At 61.1% G+C, this 21,028-nt stretch carries 14 protein-coding genes; 2 read left to right on the top strand and 12 right to left on the bottom strand.

Annotation, left to right across the window (positions count from 1 at the left end):
• Window positions 1-254: 254 nt before the first annotated feature.
• Window positions 255-1,928 carry a putative bifunctional diguanylate cyclase/phosphodiesterase gene (locus HGP31_RS30365; protein WP_020799399.1) on the top strand — a complete coding sequence of 558 codons (1,674 nt, stop codon included), beginning with the start codon at window positions 255-257 and terminating at the stop codon, window positions 1,926-1,928.
• Between the two features lie 44 nt (window positions 1,929-1,972).
• On the opposite strand, the gene HGP31_RS30360 is transcribed toward HGP31_RS30365, so the two are convergent.
• Entirely contained in the window at window positions 1,973-3,367 is a 1,395-nt protein-coding gene (locus HGP31_RS30360; protein WP_042955649.1) for a NorM family multidrug efflux MATE transporter, read from the bottom strand.
• 157 nt (window positions 3,368-3,524) lie between these two features.
• Here HGP31_RS30360 and HGP31_RS30355 point away from each other — a divergent pair, with 157 nt between their 5' ends.
• The gene (locus tag HGP31_RS30355; protein ID WP_020799397.1) at window positions 3,525-4,445 is read left to right on the top strand and encodes a LysR substrate-binding domain-containing protein; all 921 of its coding nucleotides are present in this window, start codon (window positions 3,525-3,527) and stop codon (window positions 4,443-4,445) included.
• A gap of 40 nt (window positions 4,446-4,485) precedes the next feature.
• Here HGP31_RS30355 and HGP31_RS30350 read toward each other — a convergent pair whose 3' ends face one another.
• The 11 genes from HGP31_RS30350 to HGP31_RS30300 are packed head-to-tail and all read right to left on the bottom strand — an operon-like array spanning window position 4,486 to window position 21,019.
• Window positions 4,486-6,000, bottom strand: coding sequence for a vWA domain-containing protein (locus HGP31_RS30350; RefSeq protein WP_168759121.1), 1,515 nt, complete (start codon window positions 5,998-6,000; stop codon window positions 4,486-4,488).
• A 56-nt stretch (window positions 6,001-6,056) separates the two neighbouring features.
• Window positions 6,057-6,563 (bottom strand): ATP-binding cassette domain-containing protein, encoded by a 507-nt coding sequence (locus HGP31_RS30345; RefSeq protein WP_168759120.1) that lies wholly within the window; start codon window positions 6,561-6,563, stop codon window positions 6,057-6,059.
• 4 nt (window positions 6,564-6,567) lie between these two features.
• Window positions 6,568-7,305 (bottom strand): hypothetical protein, encoded by a 738-nt coding sequence (locus HGP31_RS30340; RefSeq protein WP_020799394.1) that lies wholly within the window; start codon window positions 7,303-7,305, stop codon window positions 6,568-6,570.
• Window positions 7,306-7,339: 34 nt separating this feature from the next.
• Window positions 7,340-8,884 (bottom strand): SUMF1/EgtB/PvdO family nonheme iron enzyme, encoded by a 1,545-nt coding sequence (locus HGP31_RS30335; protein ID WP_020799393.1) that lies wholly within the window; start codon window positions 8,882-8,884, stop codon window positions 7,340-7,342.
• A complete protein-coding gene (locus tag HGP31_RS30330) occupies window positions 8,874-10,097 on the bottom strand; it encodes an ABC transporter permease (RefSeq protein ID WP_033039478.1) in 1,224 nt (407 codons plus the stop codon). The genes HGP31_RS30335 and HGP31_RS30330 overlap by 11 nt, the downstream gene beginning before the upstream one ends.
• Entirely contained in the window at window positions 10,081-10,782 is a 702-nt protein-coding gene (locus HGP31_RS30325; RefSeq protein ID WP_168759119.1) for an ABC transporter ATP-binding protein, read from the bottom strand. The genes HGP31_RS30330 and HGP31_RS30325 overlap by 17 nt, the downstream gene beginning before the upstream one ends.
• Window positions 10,783-10,792: 10 nt before the next feature.
• Complete coding sequence (locus HGP31_RS30320; protein WP_168759118.1) at window positions 10,793-12,772, bottom strand: vWA domain-containing protein; 1,980 nt, start codon at window positions 12,770-12,772, stop codon at window positions 10,793-10,795.
• Window positions 12,773-12,783: 11 nt separating this feature from the next.
• The gene (locus HGP31_RS30315) at window positions 12,784-13,812 is read right to left on the bottom strand and encodes a hypothetical protein (protein WP_168759117.1); all 1,029 of its coding nucleotides are present in this window, start codon (window positions 13,810-13,812) and stop codon (window positions 12,784-12,786) included.
• Between the two features lie 3 nt (window positions 13,813-13,815).
• Complete coding sequence (locus HGP31_RS30310; protein ID WP_020799388.1) at window positions 13,816-16,527, bottom strand: putative virulence factor; 2,712 nt, start codon at window positions 16,525-16,527, stop codon at window positions 13,816-13,818.
• The gene (locus HGP31_RS30305; protein ID WP_020799387.1) at window positions 16,524-19,589 is read right to left on the bottom strand and encodes a virulence factor SrfB; all 3,066 of its coding nucleotides are present in this window, start codon (window positions 19,587-19,589) and stop codon (window positions 16,524-16,526) included. The genes HGP31_RS30310 and HGP31_RS30305 overlap by 4 nt, the downstream gene beginning before the upstream one ends.
• Window positions 19,590-19,606: 17 nt before the next feature.
• Window positions 19,607-21,019, bottom strand: a complete 1,413-nt coding sequence (locus HGP31_RS30300; protein WP_168759116.1) for an SrfA family protein — start codon at window positions 21,017-21,019, stop codon at window positions 19,607-19,609.
• Between the last annotated feature and the right edge of the window lie 9 nt (window positions 21,020-21,028).

The following is a 21,028-nucleotide window of genomic DNA, read 5'->3' as shown; positions in this document are numbered from 1 at the left end:
AGGTAAATTCAGGAGTCAGTCACGAAATGGGCCGGCATTTTAACAGGCTCAGAGAATTGTGCTGCTCTCTCCGACTTGTGACGTACAGCGCGATCTGTATTTGCCGGTTTTGTTACTTTCACGCAGGATGCACGACGAATTCGCGTCTAATGTTCGTAATTCCGGATACAAAGGCCTCGGATGTCCATTGGTCATCAGGGATCGGCGCGGCATAATGCCGTCGCCTACATCTTTGCAGAGTCTAGGGAGCTAGCTTGTCTACGCCTGTCGAACCCTTGCGTTTGCTGCTATTGGCCGAAGAGCCAGCGTGGGCAGCGTTGTTGCGCGAGTGTCTGGCTCCGATGGGGAGCTTGGCCGTGCTCATCAGTGCGCCGAGCTGGGAGTCGGTCAGCAGTCTGTTCGATGACAACCGCAGCGCGGTGTTGTTGACGATCCCGGCTCTCCAGCCGGCGCCGGGCCGTTGCTGCCTGCCGACGGTGTTGCTGCTCGAGCATGAACCCGTGACCGCGCCCGACGGTGTAAGCGACTGGCTGGTGCGTGACCATCTTGACCCGGGCATGTTGCGCCGTTGCCTGCGCCATGTGCGTGAGCGCGGCTTACTGGAAAACACCCTGCAACGCCTGGCCGAGCAGGATCCGCTGACCGGCATCGCCAACCGCCAGGGTTTCCAGACCCTCTTGACGGCGCGGCTGGCGGAAAACGATGGTCGTGGCCTGGCCCTCGGCCATCTTGACCTCGACAACTTTCGTTACGCCAATGATGCCCTCGGCCACCAGGCCGGTGACCGCCTGATCCTGCAAGTGGTCGCGCGGCTCAAAGGCCAGCTTGAGGCCGGCGATCAACTGGCGCGATTGGGCAGCGATGAGTTCGCCTTGCTGATCGACACCCGCCGCGCTCCTGAGCGCGCCGAATGGATGGCCGAGCGCATTACCGAAGCGTTGGCCGAGCCTTATTGGGTCGACGGCGAAAGCCTGCTGATCGGCTCCAGCCTGGGCATTGCCCATGCACGAGCGCAGGCGGGCGCCGACCCGTTGATGTGGCACGCGCATATCGCCATGCAGCAAGCGAAAAGCACCCAGGGCTGCACATTTCATATTTTCAACGAACGCATCAACCGCAATGCCCGCAGTATCGCCGACCTCGAAACCGAGCTGCGCCGGGCCTTGCGCCGCGATGAGCTGGAACTGCATTACCAGCCGCGAATGAACCTTGAAGACGGGCAAATCGTCGGCCTCGAAGCCTTGGTGCGCTGGCGTCATGCCGAGCGCGGCTTGCTGCCACCGAGCGAGTTCGTGCCCCTGGCCGAGCAGAGCGGTTTGATCGTGCCGCTGGGTTACTGGGTCATTTCCCGGGCATTGCGCGATATGCAGGCGTTGCTTGAGCTAGGTTTGCCGCCGTTGCACATGGCGATCAACCTGTCGTTCCGGCAATTTCAGGACAGCCAGTTGCTCTCGACCCTGAGCCGGCTGATCAGCGAGCGCGGAGTCGAAGCGCAGTGGCTGGAATTCGAACTGACCGAAACCGCGGTCATGCGCCGCAGCGACCTGGTCAAGCAGACCATGGACGCCCTTGGGCGCCTGGGCGTGCGCTTCTCCCTCGATGACTTCGGTACCGGCTTTTCATCCTTTGTGCACCTCAACAGCCTGCCGATTACGTTGTTGAAGATCGACAAGAGCTTTGTCGGTGGCATGGAGCAGCGCGAAGAAAACCGTCAACTGGTGCACGCGATGATCAACCTGGCGCACAACCTCAATCTGGAAGTGGTTGCCGAGGGCGTGGAGACGCCGGAGCAACTGGATCTGTTGCGCGGGTTCGATTGCGATCAGGTGCAGGGGTATCTGATCAGCAAGCCGTTGCCGTTGGCGGAGCTGGTGGAGTACCTGATGTTTGACGGCAATCAGCAGGCGCCGCTGGAAATCGTGGTCTGAACACAAAACCTGTAGGAGCTGGCAAGCCAGCTCCTACAGAGTTTTCATTCGGCCTGGATGGCGTCGAAATGTCCTGGCACCGGCTCCCGCCGAATCATCCGCTTCATCTTCCATTCAAACGCCAGCGTCAGGGCCACCGCTGCACAGGCCAGTCCCAGTGCCAAGCCCCACCAGACGCCCGTTGGCCCCCAATTCAAGTGGAACGCCATCCACCAGGCTGCCGGGGCGCCAATCAGCCAGTAACAGCCCAGGCCCACCAGGAAGGTGGTCTTGGCGTCCTTGAGCCCACGAATACAGCCCATGGCGATGGTTTGCGTGCCGTCGAACAGCTCGAACCATGCCGCCACTGCCAGCAGGCTCACCGCCAGGTTGATGACATCGCGAAACGCGGGGTCGTTGTGATCGAGAAACAGCCCGACCAACTGATTTGGCAACAGCCAGAAGACCATCGCAAAGCACAGCATCGCCACCGCGCCAAAAGCCAGGCCCACCCTTCCGGCCAGCCGTGCGTCCAGTAACTGCCCGGCGCCGTAGTGCTGACCGATGCGCATGGTGATCGCGTAGGAAATCCCCGCGGGCACCATGAATGCCACCGAGACAATTTGCAGGGCGATCTGGTGCGCCCCCAGCTGCGTGCTGCCCATGGTGCCCATGCACAAAGCGGCGAAGGCAAACAGCCCAACCTCCACGGCGTAGGTGCCCCCAATCGGCAGCCCCAGGCGCCACAGCTCCTTCAGGTACTGTCGGTTGAGCCGCAACAGACCCCGGCGCAGGGGATAGGCGTCGTAGGCCGGGTGCCGGCGAATGTGCCACGCCAGCGCCAGCGCCATCAGGTTGGCGACAATTGCCGTGACCAGGCCAATGCCCATCAGCCCCAGTTTCGGCAAACCGAACATCCCGGTGATCAACGCGTAGTTCAGCAGGAAGTTGGCGACGGTGCCCCCCAGGCTGATGACCATGACCGGCGTTGCCCGGCCGATCGCGCTGGTGAAGCCACGCAGGGCCATGAAGCTCAGGTAGCCGGGCAGGGCGAACGGCAGGAAGATCAGGAATTGACCGGCCGACTGGACGTTGCTTTCGGTCTGGCCGAACAGCAACAGTACCGGCTTGAGGTTCCACAGCAGCAAGCCCGCCACCAGCGCCATCAGCCAGGCCAGCCATAACCCGGCCTGGGTCAACCGGGTCGCGCCGAGGATGTCGCCCGCACCCTGGCGGATCGCCACCAGGGTGCCGACCGCCGCGATCACGCCGATGCAGAAAATCGACACGAACGAGTAAGTCGCCGCACCGAGCCCGCCGCCCGCCAGGGCCTCGGGGCTCAGTCGCGCCATCATCAAGGTGTCGGTGAGGACCATCAACATGTGCGCCAACTGCGAGGCGATCAGCGGCCCCGCCAGCCGCAGGATGGCCCAGAGTTCAATTCGCGCTGGATGCTGCATGGTCATCACGCTCGATTATCAAAGGAGACAGGAAAGCGTCGATTCTCGGCGCTCTACGGGGATTGCACAAAGGGATAAAAAGGATGGGTAGCATGATTCAAACTCATGCTGGAGATTTTCTGCTAGGGTATTCAAAACCGCTGTAGGAGCTTTCCTGATGTCGCGTCGTCTTCCTCCTTTATATGCTCTGCGCGCATTTGAAGCAGCGGCGCGTCACACATCGTTTACCCGGGCTGCGGAAGAGCTGTCGATTACCCAAAGCGCGGTCAGTCGGCATATTCGTACGCTCGAAGAGCATTTTGCCTGTCGGTTGTTTCACCGCAGCGGGCGAAACCTGCAACTCACTGAGTCGGCGCGGTTGATCCTGCCGGGCATTCGCGACGGTTTCTCTGCCCTGGAGCGCGCCTGCAATACCTTGCGCGCCGAAGACGACATCCTGCGTATGAAAGCCCCGTCGACCTTGACCATGCGCTGGTTGCTGGCGCGGCTCAGCCGTTTTCGGCACCTTCAACCGGGCAATGAAGTACAGCTGACCAGCGCGTGGATGGACATCGACTCGGTGGACTTCAATCAGGAACCGTTCGATTGCGCCGTGATCCTCAGCAACGGGCATTTCCCGCCGGACTGGGAGGCTACTTTGTTATTTCCAGAGGAACTGATTCCGGTGGGCGCGCCCAATCTTCTGAACGATCAGCCGTGGGACGTCGCACGGCTGGCCAGCACCGAACTGCTTCACCCAACACCCGACCGTCGCGACTGGCGCAGCTGGCTGGAGCGCATGGGCCTGACTGACCAGGTCTCACTCAAGGGCGGCCAGGTGTTCGACACGCTGGAGTTGGGGATGATCGCCGCCGCCCGAGGCTATGGCGTGTCCATGGGCGATTTGTTGATGGTGGCTGAAGATGTTGCGCAGGGTCGCCTGAGTTTGCCGTGGCCGACGGCGGTCGCCAGCGGTGAGAATTATTACCTGGTCTGGCCGAAAACCCGCCCCGGAGGTGAGCGTTTACGCCGCCTCAGCGTTTTTTTGTTGGGCGAGGTTCGGGCCATGGAGTTACCGGCGGTCGAGCACTTGAGCTGAATCATCGCCGGCAAGCCTCAATGGCGGATCCGTCGCCAAGCTAATCACACTTGGCATTGCTGGATACTTCCTTGCTCGCCTGTTTCAACAGGTTACCCAACTCAGCTGCGTTGGTGCTGTTGTAAATCCGACCTCCGGTATTTTCAGCGATACAGCGTGACGGGCCGCCCGCACCGATTTTCACCACGTTGACTCGCAGGCGTGGTTGCTCCCTGGCGATTCGACGGGATACCGCGCAAACATCCTGTCCGCAACCGTCTTCGCCGTCGACGAACATCACGATCACGGCATCGTTATTGCGTCCGTCGACCGTGCTCGCCGCGTGGGCCAGGCTGTCGGCCAGCGGTGTGCCTTCGTCGGGAACCAGGCCTCGAATCCCGTTGATCAACCGCGGGCGGTCGCCGAACTTGAACAAACCCCGGTCCGGCGTTCTTTCGCAGCCGGCAAAGGTGATCAGGCGTGTATCAATCTTCGGGTCCAGCCCGTTGATCATGCCGGCCAGCGACTCCTTGGCGACGTCCATGCGGCTGGGCTTGGCGGTAAGCCGCATGGTGCGGTTCGGGTCCAGCAGCTTGTTGATGTCAGGACCGTAGAACCAGTCCTCGTCGGCTCTCACTGCCTTGATGTTCAAATCCATCGAACCCGAGGTGTCGAGCACCACCACGAACTGCGGGACCTCTGACTTCGGTGCTGTTTTGCGGCATGCGAAGTTGTCCAGCGTCGGAGCTGGGGGCGGGGCTGGTGGCGGGGCAGCCACTACCGGTTTTGGTGGTGGAACCGGTTTGGGTGGCGGGGCCGGCTTGGGTTCCGGTACGGGTGCCGGTGCCGGTGCCGGTGCCGGTTTTGGGGGTGGGACCGGCTTGGGTTCCGGCACCGGTTCTGGTGTGGGTTCTGGTGCCGGAACAGGTTTCGGTTCCGGTTCCACCACAGGCGCGGGGGCGGGTTCAACCGGTTTCTCAAGCGGTTTCTCAGCCGGCGTAACCACCGGCGCCACAGGCGCTACAGGCGGAACCACGACCACCGGCTCACGGTGCAGGAACCACCAGAGCCAGAGCGCCAGAAGCAGCAACAGCAGCGCGAGTAAGGCCGCCGCGATCCACCAGCCACGCCGCGACGGCGGTACGATCGGTGCCACCGGAATCACTGGCGGCACAATCGGTTTGGGCGGACGCTGGTTCCAGCGCACCACCAAAGGCTCACCGTTGAGGCTGTAGAGTTTGTCCAGCTCAGGCGTGCCGAGCAGGCTGCGCAGGTCTTGCGCTTCCGTCGGTTGACCGCGTTTTTGCAGTTCATCCGCCAGCTGTGCGAGGGACGTTTGGCGCACCTCATAGGTTTCCAGCAAACGTCGTTGCGCGTCCTCGTTGAGATCGGCATAAGGCGTGGGTTGGCCACCCAGTTCAGTCCACCATTCCAGCACGTCGCCGCTGCCCATCCGCGGGATGGCAAACAGACTGGCGACGGTCGGCGGAAAGTGTTTCTGGATGAGGGCGACTTTGGCTTGCAGCGCACTCATCCCCTCCGATGTGGCTTGCGCATCCCTGATGACCCGCTGCATGACGACGATTCCTGAAAAAGTGCAGGCATCCCTCGGGATGCTTGCGGGGTGAAAAGTTACTCTTCGTAGCCGAGGCTGAATTGCAGCTGGTTGACCTTTTTCTGCAACGTTTTCAGTTCTTGCTGCCTGGCCGCCAGTGCCGCTGGCGATGCTTTGGCCGTTGGCGCCACTTGCGTAGCCTTGAGTTGCTTCTCGAGGTCGGCAATCTGCTTCTGCACTTGGGCTTCATTGCCGCGCCGGGCCTTGAGCGAGGTCAGCAGTTTCGACAGCGACTGATTCAGCGCCGCCTGGGATTTCTGCTGGCTGGCCAGGTCGGCCTTGGTGCTGAGCTGCTGGGCCTGAATGTTCTCGTACACCTGACGGAACATTGCGTTTTGCTTTCGGGATTCGCTCAGGGCCTCTTCCTTCTGCTTGACCTGATCGCTGTAACCACCGGAATAGTCGCAGTTCATCTTGGTCAGCATGCTGCTGTCGCGATTGGTCGCATCGCATTCGCCGGGCTGGGTCGCGCAACCGCTCAGGGCCAGGACGGCAGTGATGACCATCAGTTGTCTTGGTGTCATGTGTTTAGCCCAGGGTGATTGCGGAGCGTTGGCTGTACAGCGCGTCGACTTCCTTCTGGAGGCTGACGACTTTCTGGTTCATTCTCTGAATGTTCATCTCCACTTGCCTGATCTCGGCGCTGCTGCCTTGCGAACGCTCGGCGTCTGCCACCTTGCGGTACTCGGTGACTTTGGTCCGCATGTTGGCAAGGTCTTTGCGCAGGCGCGCGATGTCCGAATCGATCCCGGCGATTTGCGCCTGGGCTCTGCTCTTGTCGACTTTCTTGTTGGCGATGTCCTTTTTGATCTGGGCAATTTGCGCACGGTCATCATTGATCACTTGCTGAGCGGTCTCAGTCCGGGCGATCACTTTCTGCGTGTCTTGTTCGACGTCGCTGTTCATCTTCGCCAAGCGGGTGGTGGTGTCGGCGTATTCAGCGCGACGTTGATCCAGGTAATAGTTCGCACCCATGGCCACGCCACACGCGGTAATACCGGCAGCGATGACGCACACGGTTTTGTTGCTGCTGTTGGACAGCGCGCAAGCGAGGATGCCGACACCGGCGCCGACGGCGCAGGCCTGGTATCCGGACTTGCTGAAGAACTCTGCGTCATTGCCCTGGGTCAGGCGCGGGTCGGTACCGTCGCCTTCACCTTCGCCGAGCATGGAGCTGCCGGTGTTGGCGCAACCGGTCATTAGCAGGCTGCTGGCGACTACGAAAGCGATCTGTAGTTTGAAGCGAGTCCAAAGGCTGCGCGACATGGTGAAACTCCTACGTAACGGTGTTGACGCATTGTTATTGAGTGACGGTTTTGCAGCTGTTCAACCAGGCTGCAGTGTCGATTTTCTGCTTTTGCAGGAACGCTTTCTGATTGGCCCAGTGCGTGCGCAAGTAAGGTTTCAGGTCTTGCAACTGCTTGTTGCGGGTGATGATTTCTTCCATCACCGGGACTTGCGTTTCAAGCAGTGGCTGGCCGTACAAGGTAGCCGATTCCACCAGGCTGCTGGCGTAGTAACGGCTGAGTTTGTGCAGGCGATCCTTTTGCTCCTCGAGCTTGCCTTTACGCATGTCGCAACTGGTGTCTTTGTCCGCGCCTTCGCAGTTGAGCTTGTAGTTCTTTTGCAGGAAGTCCACGTACTGGCCGTCGTCGAGCATCTTGGTGCACAGGAACGCACCCAGGTTGAGGCTGGCGCGGATCGCCTGGTCGCGGGTTTCTTCCTGCTGCTGGTTGCTAGCGCGCAGCTGGTTCTCCAGGGCCTGGAGCTTTTCCTTGAGCGCTTTGTCTTCGACGCCCGAGGCGAGGCTGTTCAGCGATTGCACGGTGCCTTTGTCGGCGGATTCGGCTTCGTTGCTTCCGGTGCCGAGTTTCTTCCAGCTGCTTTCGATGCTGGCGACCCGTTCGCGAGAGGTGAGGGTCGGGGAGACCAACACCAGTCGCAGGCCGGTGGTCTTGTTTTTCACCTGGCCCTCGGCATTGTAATACGGTTCTTCCTTACGTAATGCAGTATGCAGGTCGGCCTGCGCGGTCAGGTAGTTTCCGCCACGGACGACGTAGCCGCCGGCCTGGCCGTGCTGGCGGTCGAGCTTGTTCAGGCGAAACGGCTCGAACATCATTTCGTCGACGTTACCGAGCATGTCATGCAGGCCCAGCGGGTTGGGCTTTTGCAGGCCGGTCAATTGCACTTTGCCGTTGGACGATTGCGCCCCGGCGAACCACTCGTAGGCGTTGATGCCTTCTGGCATCGGGTAGTGCGTGTCGCGGAATTCAGCAGCGCCGACTTCCAGCCCGCCGCGCGCGGCGAACTCCCATTCGACCTCGGTTGGCAGGCGCAGGAACCCTTGGGCGCCGTCTTCCTTGGGCAGCTTGCCAGCGGCGTTTTTGCGTAGCCACAGGTTGTACTTGTCGGCGGCCTCGATGGCTTGCACCCAGCTCACCGCCGTTTGCGGCAAGCGCATCTTGGTGGCAGCGGTGGGGCAGGTTGCTTCGGTCAGCGCGGCGTATTGCAACTGACTCATCTCGTACTTGGCCATCAGGTAGTAGCGGGACTTGTCGCTCTTGGCGCCGGTAAAACTGCCGGCGATAAAGGTCGGGCGGGTCTGCTCGACATAGCCGTATTCCGCACCGTCCTGACCGATGTTGATCGGATAGTCGTCGAGCGGGCCGGCGACCGGGATGAACACCTTGCGGAACACCATCGAGCCTTCGCAGGGCATCGGCAGCACGACGTCGCCAGCCTCGGGCATCGGGTTGTAATACTTCTCTTCCCAGCCCGCCGCCGAGGCGTCGAGCAAGTAGCCGAGGCTCAGGGGTAACAGCAAGCCAAAACGTTTATAGCTCACGCAGACTCTCCGCAGGTTGGATGTTGATGGCTCTCAGGGCGCCGATCATGGCCACCAAGGCAGCGACCAGGAAGGTCAGGAGCAGGGCGGCGACGCCATGCCAGACAGTGATGTGGCAAACGAAGGTGCCGGTGGCTTGGCTGCTGCCGAGCAGGTAGTCGAACAAATGACTGCCCACCGCATAACATCCCAGCCCGCCCACGTAGCCAGCCAGACCCAGCACCAGCGCTTGCAGGACCACGAAGCCGCCGACAGACCTGCGCTTGAAACCCAGCAGGCGCAGGACCGCCAGGCTTTTGCGTTTGCGATCGATGTTGGCCAGGAACGCGCCAACCATGGACGCCACGCAGCCGATCAGCGCCGCCATGGCGATCACCCCGAAGATCAACCCCAGCACATGGTTGATGGCTTTGACGTTGTCGATGTCGGCCAGTCGGCTCGACGTTTCGATGTGTTGTTCGTTGAGCCAGCGTTCCAGCGGCGCGACCTGATCGATGTCGCGCGCATAAACGCGGGCGCGGGCATACAGCGGCTGTAGATTATCCTGAGGCTTGCCGGTGGTGACGCCAAATTCACTGACCTGATAACCGTCGCGAAAACGCTCCAGATCCAGCAATAGCGGCGGGGCGACAAACGCGGCAGCGCGACCGAAGCGGGCGCCGTCGAGCACGGCCAGTACCGTCAGCGTCATCTCGCCGCGTTCATTGACACCTTCCAGGCGGCGTAAGGCGCGCAGCTGCACGCTGTCACCGGCCTTGGCCTGCAAGCGCTGCGCTGCGCTGGCGCTGAGGATCACCTGATTGCCGACGGGGTTGAGGGATGCCAGGTTCAGCTGAGGGTCGCCGGGCTCAGTGGCGATGATTTCCGCACCTTCGACAAAGCGTTGCATGCCGATCAGCAGGTCCGCCTGGGTATTGAGCGAGCGGGTTTGGCCGAGGGCAAAACCGGTCTCGGGGCGCTGGCGCAAACGCTCGATCCAGGCCGAGTCGTAGTTGCCGTTGCTGAGCATCTTCACTTCAAGGTTGCGCGGGTCGCGCAGCAGTTCGTCCTGCAGCTGGCTGACCACCCCGTGTTTGAGCCCGAACAGCAGCAACAACGGCGCGATCACCGCCACCAGGGACGCGGCGATACACAGCGAGACCTTGCGGTCGTGCCAGAGGTCTTGCAGTGCCAGTGAGCCCAGCAGGCGCAAGCGATCAGTCCATCGGTTCAAACAGAGTCTCCCCCTGATGGCTGATAGCGCCGAGACGCGGCAAGCCGAAATCCTTCAACAAAGCCCAGTCATGGGACACAACGAGCGCACTCAGGCCCATGCTCGACACCAGGCTCAGGAGCAACTCGAACAAACGTCGGGCACTGTGAGGGTCGAGCGCCGCGGTCGGCTCGTCGGCCAACAGCAGCAGCGGTTCATGGGCAATTGCCCGAACGCAGGCAACGCGCTGGCGTTCGCCAATCGACAAGGCTTGAGGTTGTTTATCCAGCAACCCTTGCAGGCGCAACACGTCAACGGCGTGGTCGATGTGATCGCTCTTCACCGGCATCCCGAGCAAACGGCGCGGCAGGCTGATGTTGTCGCGCACGCTCAGGAACGGCAGCAAGCCGCCGCTCTGCAAAATGAATCCCAAGTGCCGTGAACGCACCGCGGCTAGAGCAGGCTGGTCGTCAGTGGCCAGCAGTTGGGCGATATCCTGGGCGTGCGTCGGGCCCAGCCGGAAGCGCTCGAGCTCCACCGGCGCGAGCAACAGGCCGATGGCTTCGAGCAATGTACTTTTGCCGCTCCCACTCTCGCCGGTGATGGCGAGGATTTCCCCGGCGCCGACCTGCAAGTGCGGCAGTCGCACATGATGAGCCTGTGCGCCTTCACCACGGCGCACCAGCAGGTTCTTGATATCGAGCATGGACGTCTCGTTAAGGCATCATTTCCAGTGGCACGGGGTAGACGTTGTCCCGCGCATCGCTGTCTTTGGCTAAAGCGACCCAACGGTCGACATCGGCGTTGTAACGCTGGTAATGCCGCAGTTTGGTGTTCAGCGTGCGGATGAATTTTTCCTGGGCCAGGCCATCCCAGCTCTTCCAGGTTTCTTCATCGAGGTTCAGTACTTCGCTTTGATAGGGCAGGTCTTCGAGGTATTCACCGAGGGCGCCCATGTCCGCCAGTTTGGCATTGCTGTTCTGCTTGAGCTGATTGGGATCGGCGCCCATGGTCGCCGCCACCGAACGCAGGCGATTGAACATATCCGTCGGCGAAATCAGGCCTTCGTTGGCGGCATCGAGAATCTGCTTCATCACATCGCTCAAGTCGCTGAGCTGCGACTTGGTCAGCAGCACCCGTACGTCGGTGGTCGGGATGTTCTGCTTGATCAAGTCGCGGTCGGTGATCCATGCCTTGAACACTGGCGGGGCTTTGCTGTTGGTCTTCTCGCCGAGATAGGCGAGTTGCATGGCGTGGCCGATCAGCGCTGCGTCTTCGAGCATTTTTTTCTCGCCCGGGTCCTGCTTGGCGTTCGCCGCACTGCCGATGGCGTCTTCGCCCATGTAGGCGGCTTTCACTTGTGTAGTGATCGCGCCGGCCAGGGCGTCGACCTTGCGCCCGAACTCTTGTACATCGCCAGCGTTCACCGGGTAGTACAGCGAAGTGTTGGTGCCCGGGTAGGTCGACAGGTTCTTGTATTGCGCCTCGGCCTTGGCATGGTCCTTGGCTCCCGCCGGGGTTTTCAGGTGCAGGGTGTAAATCGCCACGCCCGGGTTGGCGGCTTCCATACGCACCTGCGCAGCACTCAAGCCGGTCTTCGACAGCTTGTCGTCGCCTTCGATGGCGCCCGCATCGGTGATCAGCACCACGTAGCGTGCGCCGAACTGGTTCCAGTCGACCTTGTCGATGCTCTCCATGACGCCGGCAAACGAGTCTTCATCGAAGCTGCTACTCGACACGGTGGCCTGCTTGAGGTCTGCAATCTTGGCGAAAAAGTCGGCACTGTCTTTCACCTTGGTAGGGTCGGCGTACATCTTGGTGGTGTATTCCAACCCCGGTACCGCCTGGGTGTTGGAGCGGAAAGCCACCAGGCCGAACTTGACCTGCTTGCCGAGGTTCTGCGCTTCGATCTTCTGGTAAACCTTGCGGATCGCCTCGCGGGTGCGGTCGATGTAGGGGTCCATCGAGATCGTCGAGTCGATGACAAATACCACGGCCGCACTGAATTCCTTCAGTTGGTTGGCTTTTTTCTCTTCGGCTTCCTTGCTGCCGGCAGCGCTGCTTGCAGCACCGCCCTTGGCGTTTTTGTCATCCGGCTTGCTGACAGAAGCGACGTTGAGCACGCGCGTGCGAAAACCGCTTTCGGTCATGACTTCTTCGCCACTGAGCACCGGCAGCAGGTAAAACTGCTTTTGCAGGTCGACGAAGTATTCAGGTTCTTCAGCCAGTACGCCCGGTGCCTGCTGGCCCTTTTTCAGCGTGGCACGCAGCGGCGCAACTTTGCTGACCGGGTCCGGCGCATCAAGGATGCCTTCAACGGTGGCGCGGTCCTTGAAGAAGAGCAGCCGGTCGCGGTTGGCCGGGTTGGTGAAGGCCAGCGTCAGCTGCATCTTCCAGTCGGTGGTGCAGCTGGCAGGCAGCCAGCCAATGGTTTTGCCATAACTGTCGGGGCCGACTTTCAGCCATTCGGCATTGTTTGCCTGGGCGCGCTCGTACACATAGAAGCGGCTGAAGACCGGTTGTGCTTCACCTTCGGCACCGCCCGCCGTCGGGCTGATTTTGCAGCCCGGTGTGGTCAGCACGCGTTGGAACAGGGTCTTTTTACCGGCCTGGATCAGCGGTTTGTCATCGGCCTGGGACAGCGGGCTGATGCACAGAGCGAGCAAGGCGGCACCGCTCAGCAGGAGTCGACTCATGGGTGAACGCATCACTTCTGCAACTCCTCGAAACGCTGCTTGGCTTCGGCATTGTTCGGGTCCTGGGTGAGGATGGTTTCATACCAGTAGGCGGCGGTGGCGTTGTCCGCGGCCGGGAAGCACTCGCTGGCCTTCAGGTATTTAGGGTCGTATTCGCGGGCATAGGCGTTGGCGATCAGCACGTCACCGGCCTGGGCACGGTTGGCGTACAGGCGCTGGGCGACGCCGCAATGTTTACTGGCCTTGGCCTGGTTGATGATCTCCAGCAACCTGGCACTGTCCGGCGCCGCCTTGATGCAGGTCTGGACGAAGGTCAACTCGGGCAGGCTGTTCATGCTCTCGAGGGTGCAGGCTTGAGCATTGGCGCCGGCAGGTGCGGCGGCAGTGGCTGCAACCGCAGGCGCTGGGGTGCGTTTGTAGAACCAGAATCCGGCGCCCGCCGCCAGCAGCAACACCACAATCAACAGGCCGATCAGGCCTTTGTTGCTTTTCTTCACCGGTGCGGGAGGCGGCGTATAGGCGCGCTCGGTGAGTACCGATTCCAACTCCATTTCTGGCTCGGCGGTGGACAGGGTCAGTTCAGGCAGATCCGGGATCTCCGGGATCTCTGGTGCCGGTGCCGGTGCGCTGAGCGCCGTCAGTTCGACAGCGCCGTAAGTCGAACGTGTCTGGCCGCCGGCCGTGGACGGCAACAAGCCGATGCCTGGCCGAACCACGCCTTTGTCGGCGTGGCCTTGGCCCTGTTCACGCAATTCGATCTGGAATTGCGAGTTGGCGCCGCCTTCCAGCAGCGGGTCAACCACGTCTGGTCCGACCTGGGTTTCCAACGCTTCGCCGTTGGCCATGAGGTTGAAACGCGAGACCTTGAACCAGAATGGGTTGTTGCTCCAGGCCTTGTAGTCCTGAAGGTAAAAACCGTCCTGGTTGCGCTGAATGGAAAATTCCAGCTGATGCTCGTCACCCTGCCATTTCTTCACAGTGAGGCGGGCCTGGCCAGGCACATTGGGCTCTAACGCGAGCAGGTCGACACGAATTGGCATTGCTTATCTCGCTGCGAAGGCTTTGAGCACTTGGCCCAGCCGTTCGTTCTGTTCAGGGGTGATTTCACGTCCGGCACCATGGCCGGCATTGTCCTGCGTGATGTAGGCCAGGCCCGAAAGCCAGTCGCCCAGGTACCGTTGCGCCTGATTCGCCGGTTGCGCCGGCAGTACGGGCACTTGTCCCGGGCCAATGTCGGTGTAGAAAGAAAACAGGGGCTCCTTGGCACCGGCGCGGCTGTTCGGACGCTCGCTCACCGGTTTCTGGAGGTAGCCGAACCAAGACACGAAATCGCGCAGCACGCGCTGCACTTCCAGCACCTGGCGCTCGACCAGTTGATCACGCCGCGCGCCACTTTGTGCGCGCTTGAGGACGGCGCGGCTCAGTTGCCCCGGCAAGTCCTGGCGATAGCCGGCGGTGATCAGTTCATCGACCACCGCTTCCAGCAAGGCCTTTTCCAGCCCCAGCAGGTTGAGCAGGCTTTGCCGGGTGGTCAGTTCACGCAGGTGCGCGATCCAGGCCTTGAACGCCGCTTTGGCGAAACGGTGCTCATTGCTTTGCAGTTCGGGTGCCGGGGTGGCAGTTTTACTGCTGACTGGCGCGTCATGGCCCGGGTCGTCACTGAAATCGAAATTGAAACCGGCGTCGTTGCCGTAGAGGCTCTGGCTCGGTGTCGGGGTGACCGGCTCGTCGTTCACGACCGGCTCATCATCGGTTTCGTACACACCGCTGAGGTACAGGTCGCGCACCTCTTCGCTCGGTATGTCGAGTTGATCGATCAATTCGCCAAGTACCGCGGGGCGACGGCCCAGGCCCGTCAGAATCATTTGCGCCTTGGCTTTCTTGGCGGCTGCGGCGCCGTCGTCGTCAGCGTGGTACCAGGTGCTCAGGCCGTGAGTGGTCAGGCCTTCGAGGCATTCGCTCAATTGCTCGCGGATACGCTGCAGTTTAAATTCGATATTCGCCACGCCTTTGAAACTGCCGCTGAAGTGGCTGATGCCACCGTCATCGTTGCGCAGCATTTCTGTCCAGGCGTTGACCGGATTCTTGATGTGTTTGCACACCAGCGCGTTGCTGGCGAAGCTGGTGCCCAGCGCGCTGACACGTTCCTGATAGATGGCATTGAGGCCGGTTTCCGCACCCGTCGCGTCTTGCCCGATGAACGCCGCATCCATACGCGGCTTGCGCACCAGGTAGGTGTTCTGGAACGGTGTGCCGGCCCAGTCGTTCATCCAGCTCAGGCTGCCGAAACGCTCCAGCATGGTCAGTTTGACCATGCCGTTCCAGCTCTCATCGTACTGATCGGGTGTCAGGCTCAGGGAGTTGGTAATGCGCAGGTCGAGCATGGTCAGCGCCCAGATCAGGCCAGTATCGCGCTTGCTGCGAGCAGCCGAGTCGGCGCCTTGGGTTTTTTCGATCCAGCGGGTCAGCACCGGGCCCACGTCGTTGACGTCGCTCTGCTTGGTCGAACTGGTGCAGACCACCAGTGCGTTCATTTCCTGGTTGTCGGTGTAGCGTTCGAACAGGTAGGCGACCTTGCCGCGCAGGATCAGCTGGGAAACGGAATTGTCCTTGGCGCTGGATTGCGGGTCGTTGGAATCGGCGATCTCGTGCAGTTTCTGGCGCCCGCGATAACCGGGGAAATCCAGCAGGTCGACCTGATTGACGATGTCATCTACCGGCGCCTCGATCAGACGGAAGGTCATTTCGGCGGTCAGTGCCGCCAGTTGCGCGACCGCAATTGCCTGACTGTTTTGCAGGCGATCGCCAACCAGCGGCCGAACCTCGATCGGCAAGTCCAGCGGGCTGCCGAAGCGTTCGAGGATGTCGACGTTCATGATGCTGTCGCGCTGGCTGTAGGTGTCGTTGTCGAAACTCACCAAGGCCTTCAACGGTGCGAACACGGTCTCGGGCAGACCCAGCTTGTGCAGCGCGCCGGCCAGTTTCTGGTACACGCGTGTCAACTCGCTTTGCTCACCCCAGAGGATCGAAAACAGCTCGGCCCGCTCCTGGAAATTCAGCCGTGGCGCCAGCTGCAACGCTTTGGGCCAGTACAGGTGCTCAAGCTTCTTCACCGAGTTGCGAAAATTGTCGCGCAGGTAATCCCACAGCGACACCAGATCGTCGGCGTTGACGCCCGTTTGCAGCGGCCCGGTTTCGCGGCCTTCGAACGGTTTGAGCACGCGCTGGATGCGCTCTTCGTCGATCTCGTAGGAAATCCGCTCAAGGTCGAAATCCTTGAACCAGGCGTTGGCGAGAATCTTCGCCAGCTCGATTTCCTTGAACAACGTAAGTTCTACCGGGAAGTCCTTGTCCTGGCTTGCCGTCGCCCGACGGCTGAAGCGCGTGACCAGGCCGGTGGCTTCCTTGCCTCCACCCACCGGGTTGATGTGTTTGATGAAGTCCAGGCGATGGTCGCCGAACTCGGTTTCCAGCTTGCCGTTCTGACCGGCGGCGAGGGCCGAAATCAGGTAGGACTTGCCGGCCTGGGACAAGCCGAAAAAGCCAATGGTCATCGGCGTGCAGGCCACGCGACCGAGGCTTTGAGCCAGGTTGCGGGCGCGGTGCAGGCGGATGTTCAGGTTGTCGGCTTCGCTGTCCAGGCGTGGCGCATTGCCGCGCGTCTGTTCAATCCAGTCCAGCGCTTGACCGGCGCCTTCATAAACAGCGGCCCAACTGGCAGAGAGCTGAGTTTGATCGGGGGTCAGGTCATTCATTTGCGTTTCACACTTCCACTGTCGAGCCAGTACTTGGTCTCGCTCAGGCCGGCGTCGAGCATGGTGTTGAGTTCCAGCTCGAGGTCGCTGCGCGGGTTGAAGTTGACGTTGTTACTGTTGGATTCGATGTCGCGAACCGAGAGGCGATCGCTGACCAGATCCTGCTTGCGCGTGTATTTGTCCGCCGGTTTGACCTCGAACCGCACCTTGAGCAGCGGGGCGCTGCCGTTTTCACCGGTTGCCCGGGAAAACTTCTCCCGACCCGCCTTGGTGAACCGCAAGGTGTACAACGGCGAAGCGGCCCAGCGTTCGGTGGCCAACTGGCGAAAACCGAGGCGCAGGTCGCCGCGCATTTCCAGCTGCGGTGTGTCGACGGCGTCGCCAACGCCAATTTCAGGTAGCTTGATTTTGTAGTCTTCGGACTGGATGTCGCGGTACAGCACGTCGGCATCCTTGATCACGTTGTTCAGATCGATGACGCCGATGTGCTTGACCGTCGAATATGGCTTGAGCGCCGATGCCCGGAAGTAGAAGTTCGGCACGCTGTGGTTGGCGCACAACAGGCAGAGCATGGCGCCGACCGAGGCGGTGCTTTTCGGGTCGTCGATCCGGCCGTTCTTGTGAAACGGATACCAGCCGCCGGTGCGGTAGTTTTGCAGCGCCAGAATGCGCCCCGGTGGCAGCGGCAACAGCTTGCGAATGAACGCCTGGATGCCGGGCAGGCGCGAAGGGCGGCCGGTCAGCAGCAAGACGTCACAGGGGTAATGCGCGACCACTTCACACAGTGCACCCAGGATCTTGGTGATGTTGATCTGGTCATTGAGGAACGCGGCATGGAGCTTTTGCAGGTCGAAGCTGATCGGCGCGTCATACAGGTCGAAACTGCTCTGGGCGCCGACATCGCGACGCACGGCGACATTGACGTAGTCGAGCACGGTCTGGCTGATGGCATTGTCACCGAGCAATTGGCGGTAGCTTTGCGGGATGACTTCTTGCGGGACCTGCGGATCGTAATGCTCATACGCCTTGAGCAGCGCCAGGCCCAGCGGGACGAACACCTGGAGGTTCAATTGCTGACGCAGGATCATGTCCTGTGCACTGACCGATTCATCGCCACACAGCCGTGACATCAGTGAGTTCGGAGCCTTCACGCCGGCGTTCTGCAGGGCTTTTTCGAAACTCGGCAGGATGAAGTCCTGGATCACGTCCAGCAGGATGTCGTCGCCGGCCACTTTGAAGCCATCGCGAAAACGCTGTTCCGGCACGATGTGCACGTTGCTGCCGCTGCCGGTATTGCCCGCGCGGTCGAGGCGGTAGTCGGTGATCACCAGGTCGGTGGTGCCACCGCCGATGTCGATGGTCGCGAGGGTGATGCGTTGACGGTCGACCTTGTCCGGCCGGGCGATGGTGTCAAAAAACTCTTCCGGGTGACCGGCGAAGTTCTCGTTGACCTCGGTGTACAGGTACACCAACTGGCCGCAGGACGCTTCGTCCCATTCCACGCGGATACTCGGGATCGGCGTGCGCGGACTGACAGCCTGATCCAGATGTGGATCTTCCTCGCCGGCATGCCAGCCGAGGCTTTTCCACACCAGGCCGATGGCTTGCAGCATGCGTTCGTTGAGGATACTGCGCTCGGCCTGCGGCATGCCCGGCGGCACGGTCAGGGTAATGCTGTTGAGCTGGCGCGGCACGCGGGTGTGACCCTGGCGCGAACGCTGGGCCGGGCTGTTGATTTGCGACAGCGCCTGGGCCAGTACTTCGGCGAGCATGAAGGTCATTAGCGAGCTGCGTGAGTAACGCGGCATGAACACCGGCAGACGATCGTCTTCTTCGAGGCTGTAAAGCGCCTCGCCGGTTTCGTTGATCAGGTGCGAGAACGGCGCGGCGGTGGCGTACGGCTCATTGTCGGTCTTTATGTACGAGCAGTTGAAACGCCAGCCGTGGCCATAGGCGTGTTCGTCCCACAGATAGCGTTTCGGGCTGGACAGGCCCGTGGAGCCTTCGGTGCCGCGACGACGACTGGCCAGGCGACTGGCCTCATTGCCGACACGGGCAATCGTCGCCCATTGGAACGCATCGTGGCGACCGCTCTTGACCGAGCAGTGGTCCTTGCCGAAGTACGCCTGGGAGAACTCCACGCGGCTTTCAAACGGCAGGTTATAGGTGTGTTCGGGGGTGATCAGGTCACGCAGTTCCAGCACGTAGTTCTGCTTCAGTCCGGAGCCGGCCTGACCGTGGTTTTCGATCAGGATGCCGCAGGTACGCGAGTTGCCGACGTCCAGCACCAGGTCTACCGGTATCGGTTTGACCAGGCCATTGCTGTCGTTGGCGACCACTTTCAGCTCGGGGATTTCAACTTTCGCCCGGGCCTTCGACTCCTGGGCGGCTGACGGTTTGCTCAACAGGCTGAGCAAGTTGAGGTAGTGCGCCAGGTGATGGTTGGCGCGGATATCGATGTCCAGCTCTGCGCGCGAACGGTGGGCATTGCCCTCATTGAACACTTCCAGCAACCACTCGTTGACCCACGGTTGCGCCAGGAACCAGCGGGTTTCGCTAGCCTTGGTCGCCAGTTTGAAAGACACGCCGGAGCTGATGTCTTCATCGTTCGGCGCCAGATAGGCAGTGCCGTCACGCTTGGGCATCACACGGCTGTCGAACGCCATCGTCAGGCGGTGGGTATTACCGTCGATGTCGGGAGTCGCCAATTTCACCAAGCGCATGCGCGACCAGTTGGTCGGACCTTCGTCGAAGCGATGCGGCGGCATGAAGCGGAAAAACGGGATCGGCAGCCAGATACCGTCGAGTAAATCGAGGCTGCTTTTCATATCGACGCTGAACGCAGGCTTGGCTTTTTCGACCTTTTCCGGTTCGGGTTCGTAGAAAAAGAAGTCTTTCTCTTCGTTGTACGCCAGGCGGCAGATCAGCCCGCTGATCATCGGTGCGAACTCGCCCGCCGGTTCCTTGCGGGGATCCAGGCGCAGGGCGAAATCCATGAACTGGATGCCGGTGTCGCTGACCAGCGTGACGGTGTCTTCGAATTGAGTGACTTCAGGCAACATGTCGAGTTATTCCGTTTTTATTCGGCCACTTGCCGCATGGACATGGGGAATTGTTCTTTTCCGTAACCGCCGGTGCAGTCCGCGATCGAGGTCGCCCCTTTGCTGCAGCTGACCTTGGGCATGTCGTAAGTGCTGCCATCGCCGCAAACGGCCTGGCCCTGGCTGTCGATGGCCAGGCTGCCACCCTTCATAGTAGCGCTCACTGGCCCGCTGCATTTCGAACCGTCGGCCTGGTGCACGGTGACTTGGCCCTTGCCGTCCTTGAGCTGGTACTCCAGACGCAGCGGCTTGCCGGTTCTGCGGTCCTGTATCCCGGCGCCTGCGCTGTACTGGCCATCGAGAAACTTGGCGGCACCATCGGCGGCGTCTGGCGGGATGCTGAGGGGAGGGCCGGGTTTGGCGGCGGCGGGTTTTTCTGCCTCGGGCGATGTGACATCCGGCGGTGCGGTTTTGTTTTCGGGTGTCGCGGTTTTGTTTTCGGCTGCCGGGTCTTTGGCCGGATCTTTGGCTGGGTCGGCCGCTGCTGCATCAGCCTCGGTGCCTTTGGCCAGGTCGGCCGCCGCTGCATCAGCCTCGGTGCCTTCGACTGGCGGCGCCTCTACGTCATGGGTTCCGGTCACGGCGGTACCGATGCCGGTTCCAGTGCTGGAGCCTATAACGGTGCCTGTCACCGGGACGCCATTGACCGTCGTGACATTGCCGGTCTTTGGCGGCTCTTCCAGGTGTTTCTCTACTGGCACAACGCTATCTGGCAGCAAATCTACCGCCACCAACGGAATCGGAACGCACCCTCGCAGGCCGAGCAACAGCCACAACAGCAGGAGCAACAGCGGCAGCAACAGCCACCACCACCAGCGACGCCACCATGGACGAGCAACCACCGGCATGACGGGCGCGACAACAGGCGGTTCGACCTCGGGTGGCAGCGTGAACGCGGGTGGGACCTGATAGAGGCAGTGCAGGGGATCGCTATTGCCCGTACCGGCATGCTCGAAACCCCAGAAGGTCAGCACCGGTTTGCCTTGCACCAGGTAGACGAAGTTTTCGTCCGGGAAATGAATCACGCGCTTGAGTAGCTTACCGAACACGGCTTTGTCGCCTTGCGGCTGTTCGGCGGAGTCCGTACCCAGGAAACGCTGGCTCAATTCTTCGAGCGCGTTTTTCAAGGCTTCAAGCTGGCGGCGGGCAGGGGCGCGTTCTTCTTCGGTCGCACTGCTCCACGGAATCACGTCGCCGTCGAGGGCGCTGTACCAGTCGATCCGGTTGCCGAGTTCATCGCTTTGAGGGATGGCCAGATGATCTACCAACTCGGGGTTCTTGCGGCGAATGGCTTCGCGCAATTGCAGGGCTGCCCGGTAGACCGGTTGACCTGTTTCGCCGAGGGCAGTGAATGACCCGCTCTTACCGCTGCGTAATAGTGCCCCGCGCATTCAAACTCC

This window comes from Pseudomonas umsongensis, assembly GCF_012647205.1.
Classification (GTDB): Bacteria; Pseudomonadota; Gammaproteobacteria; order Pseudomonadales; family Pseudomonadaceae; genus Aquipseudomonas; species Aquipseudomonas umsongensis.
The sequence above is the reverse complement of the archived record's forward strand: the minus strand, read 5'-3'. Positions and strand labels throughout refer to the sequence as shown.

What these genes read in the sequence shown, in the direction of transcription:
- HGP31_RS30360 (WP_042955649.1), bottom strand. Translation starts at nt 3,367, where the DNA reads ATGCAGCATCCAGCGCGAATTGAACTCTGGGCCATCCTGCGGCTGGCG.
- HGP31_RS30355 (WP_020799397.1), top strand. Translation starts at nt 3,525, where the DNA reads ATGTCGCGTCGTCTTCCTCCTTTATATGCTCTGCGCGCATTTGAAGCA.
- HGP31_RS30350 (WP_168759121.1), bottom strand. Translation starts at nt 6,000, where the DNA reads ATGCAGCGGGTCATCAGGGATGCGCAAGCCACATCGGAGGGGATGAGT.
- HGP31_RS30345 (WP_168759120.1), bottom strand. Translation starts at nt 6,563, where the DNA reads ATGACACCAAGACAACTGATGGTCATCACTGCCGTCCTGGCCCTGAGC.
- HGP31_RS30340 (WP_020799394.1), bottom strand. Translation starts at nt 7,305, where the DNA reads ATGTCGCGCAGCCTTTGGACTCGCTTCAAACTACAGATCGCTTTCGTA.
- HGP31_RS30325 (WP_168759119.1), bottom strand. Translation starts at nt 10,782, where the DNA reads ATGCTCGATATCAAGAACCTGCTGGTGCGCCGTGGTGAAGGCGCACAG.
- HGP31_RS30320 (WP_168759118.1), bottom strand. Translation starts at nt 12,772, where the DNA reads ATGAGTCGACTCCTGCTGAGCGGTGCCGCCTTGCTCGCTCTGTGCATC.
- HGP31_RS30315 (WP_168759117.1), bottom strand. Translation starts at nt 13,812, where the DNA reads ATGCCAATTCGTGTCGACCTGCTCGCGTTAGAGCCCAATGTGCCTGGC.
- HGP31_RS30310 (WP_020799388.1), bottom strand. Translation starts at nt 16,527, where the DNA reads ATGAATGACCTGACCCCCGATCAAACTCAGCTCTCTGCCAGTTGGGCC.
- HGP31_RS30305 (WP_020799387.1), bottom strand. Translation starts at nt 19,589, where the DNA reads ATGTTGCCTGAAGTCACTCAATTCGAAGACACCGTCACGCTGGTCAGC.
- HGP31_RS30300 (WP_168759116.1), bottom strand. Translation starts at nt 21,019, where the DNA reads ATGCGCGGGGCACTATTACGCAGCGGTAAGAGCGGGTCATTCACTGCC.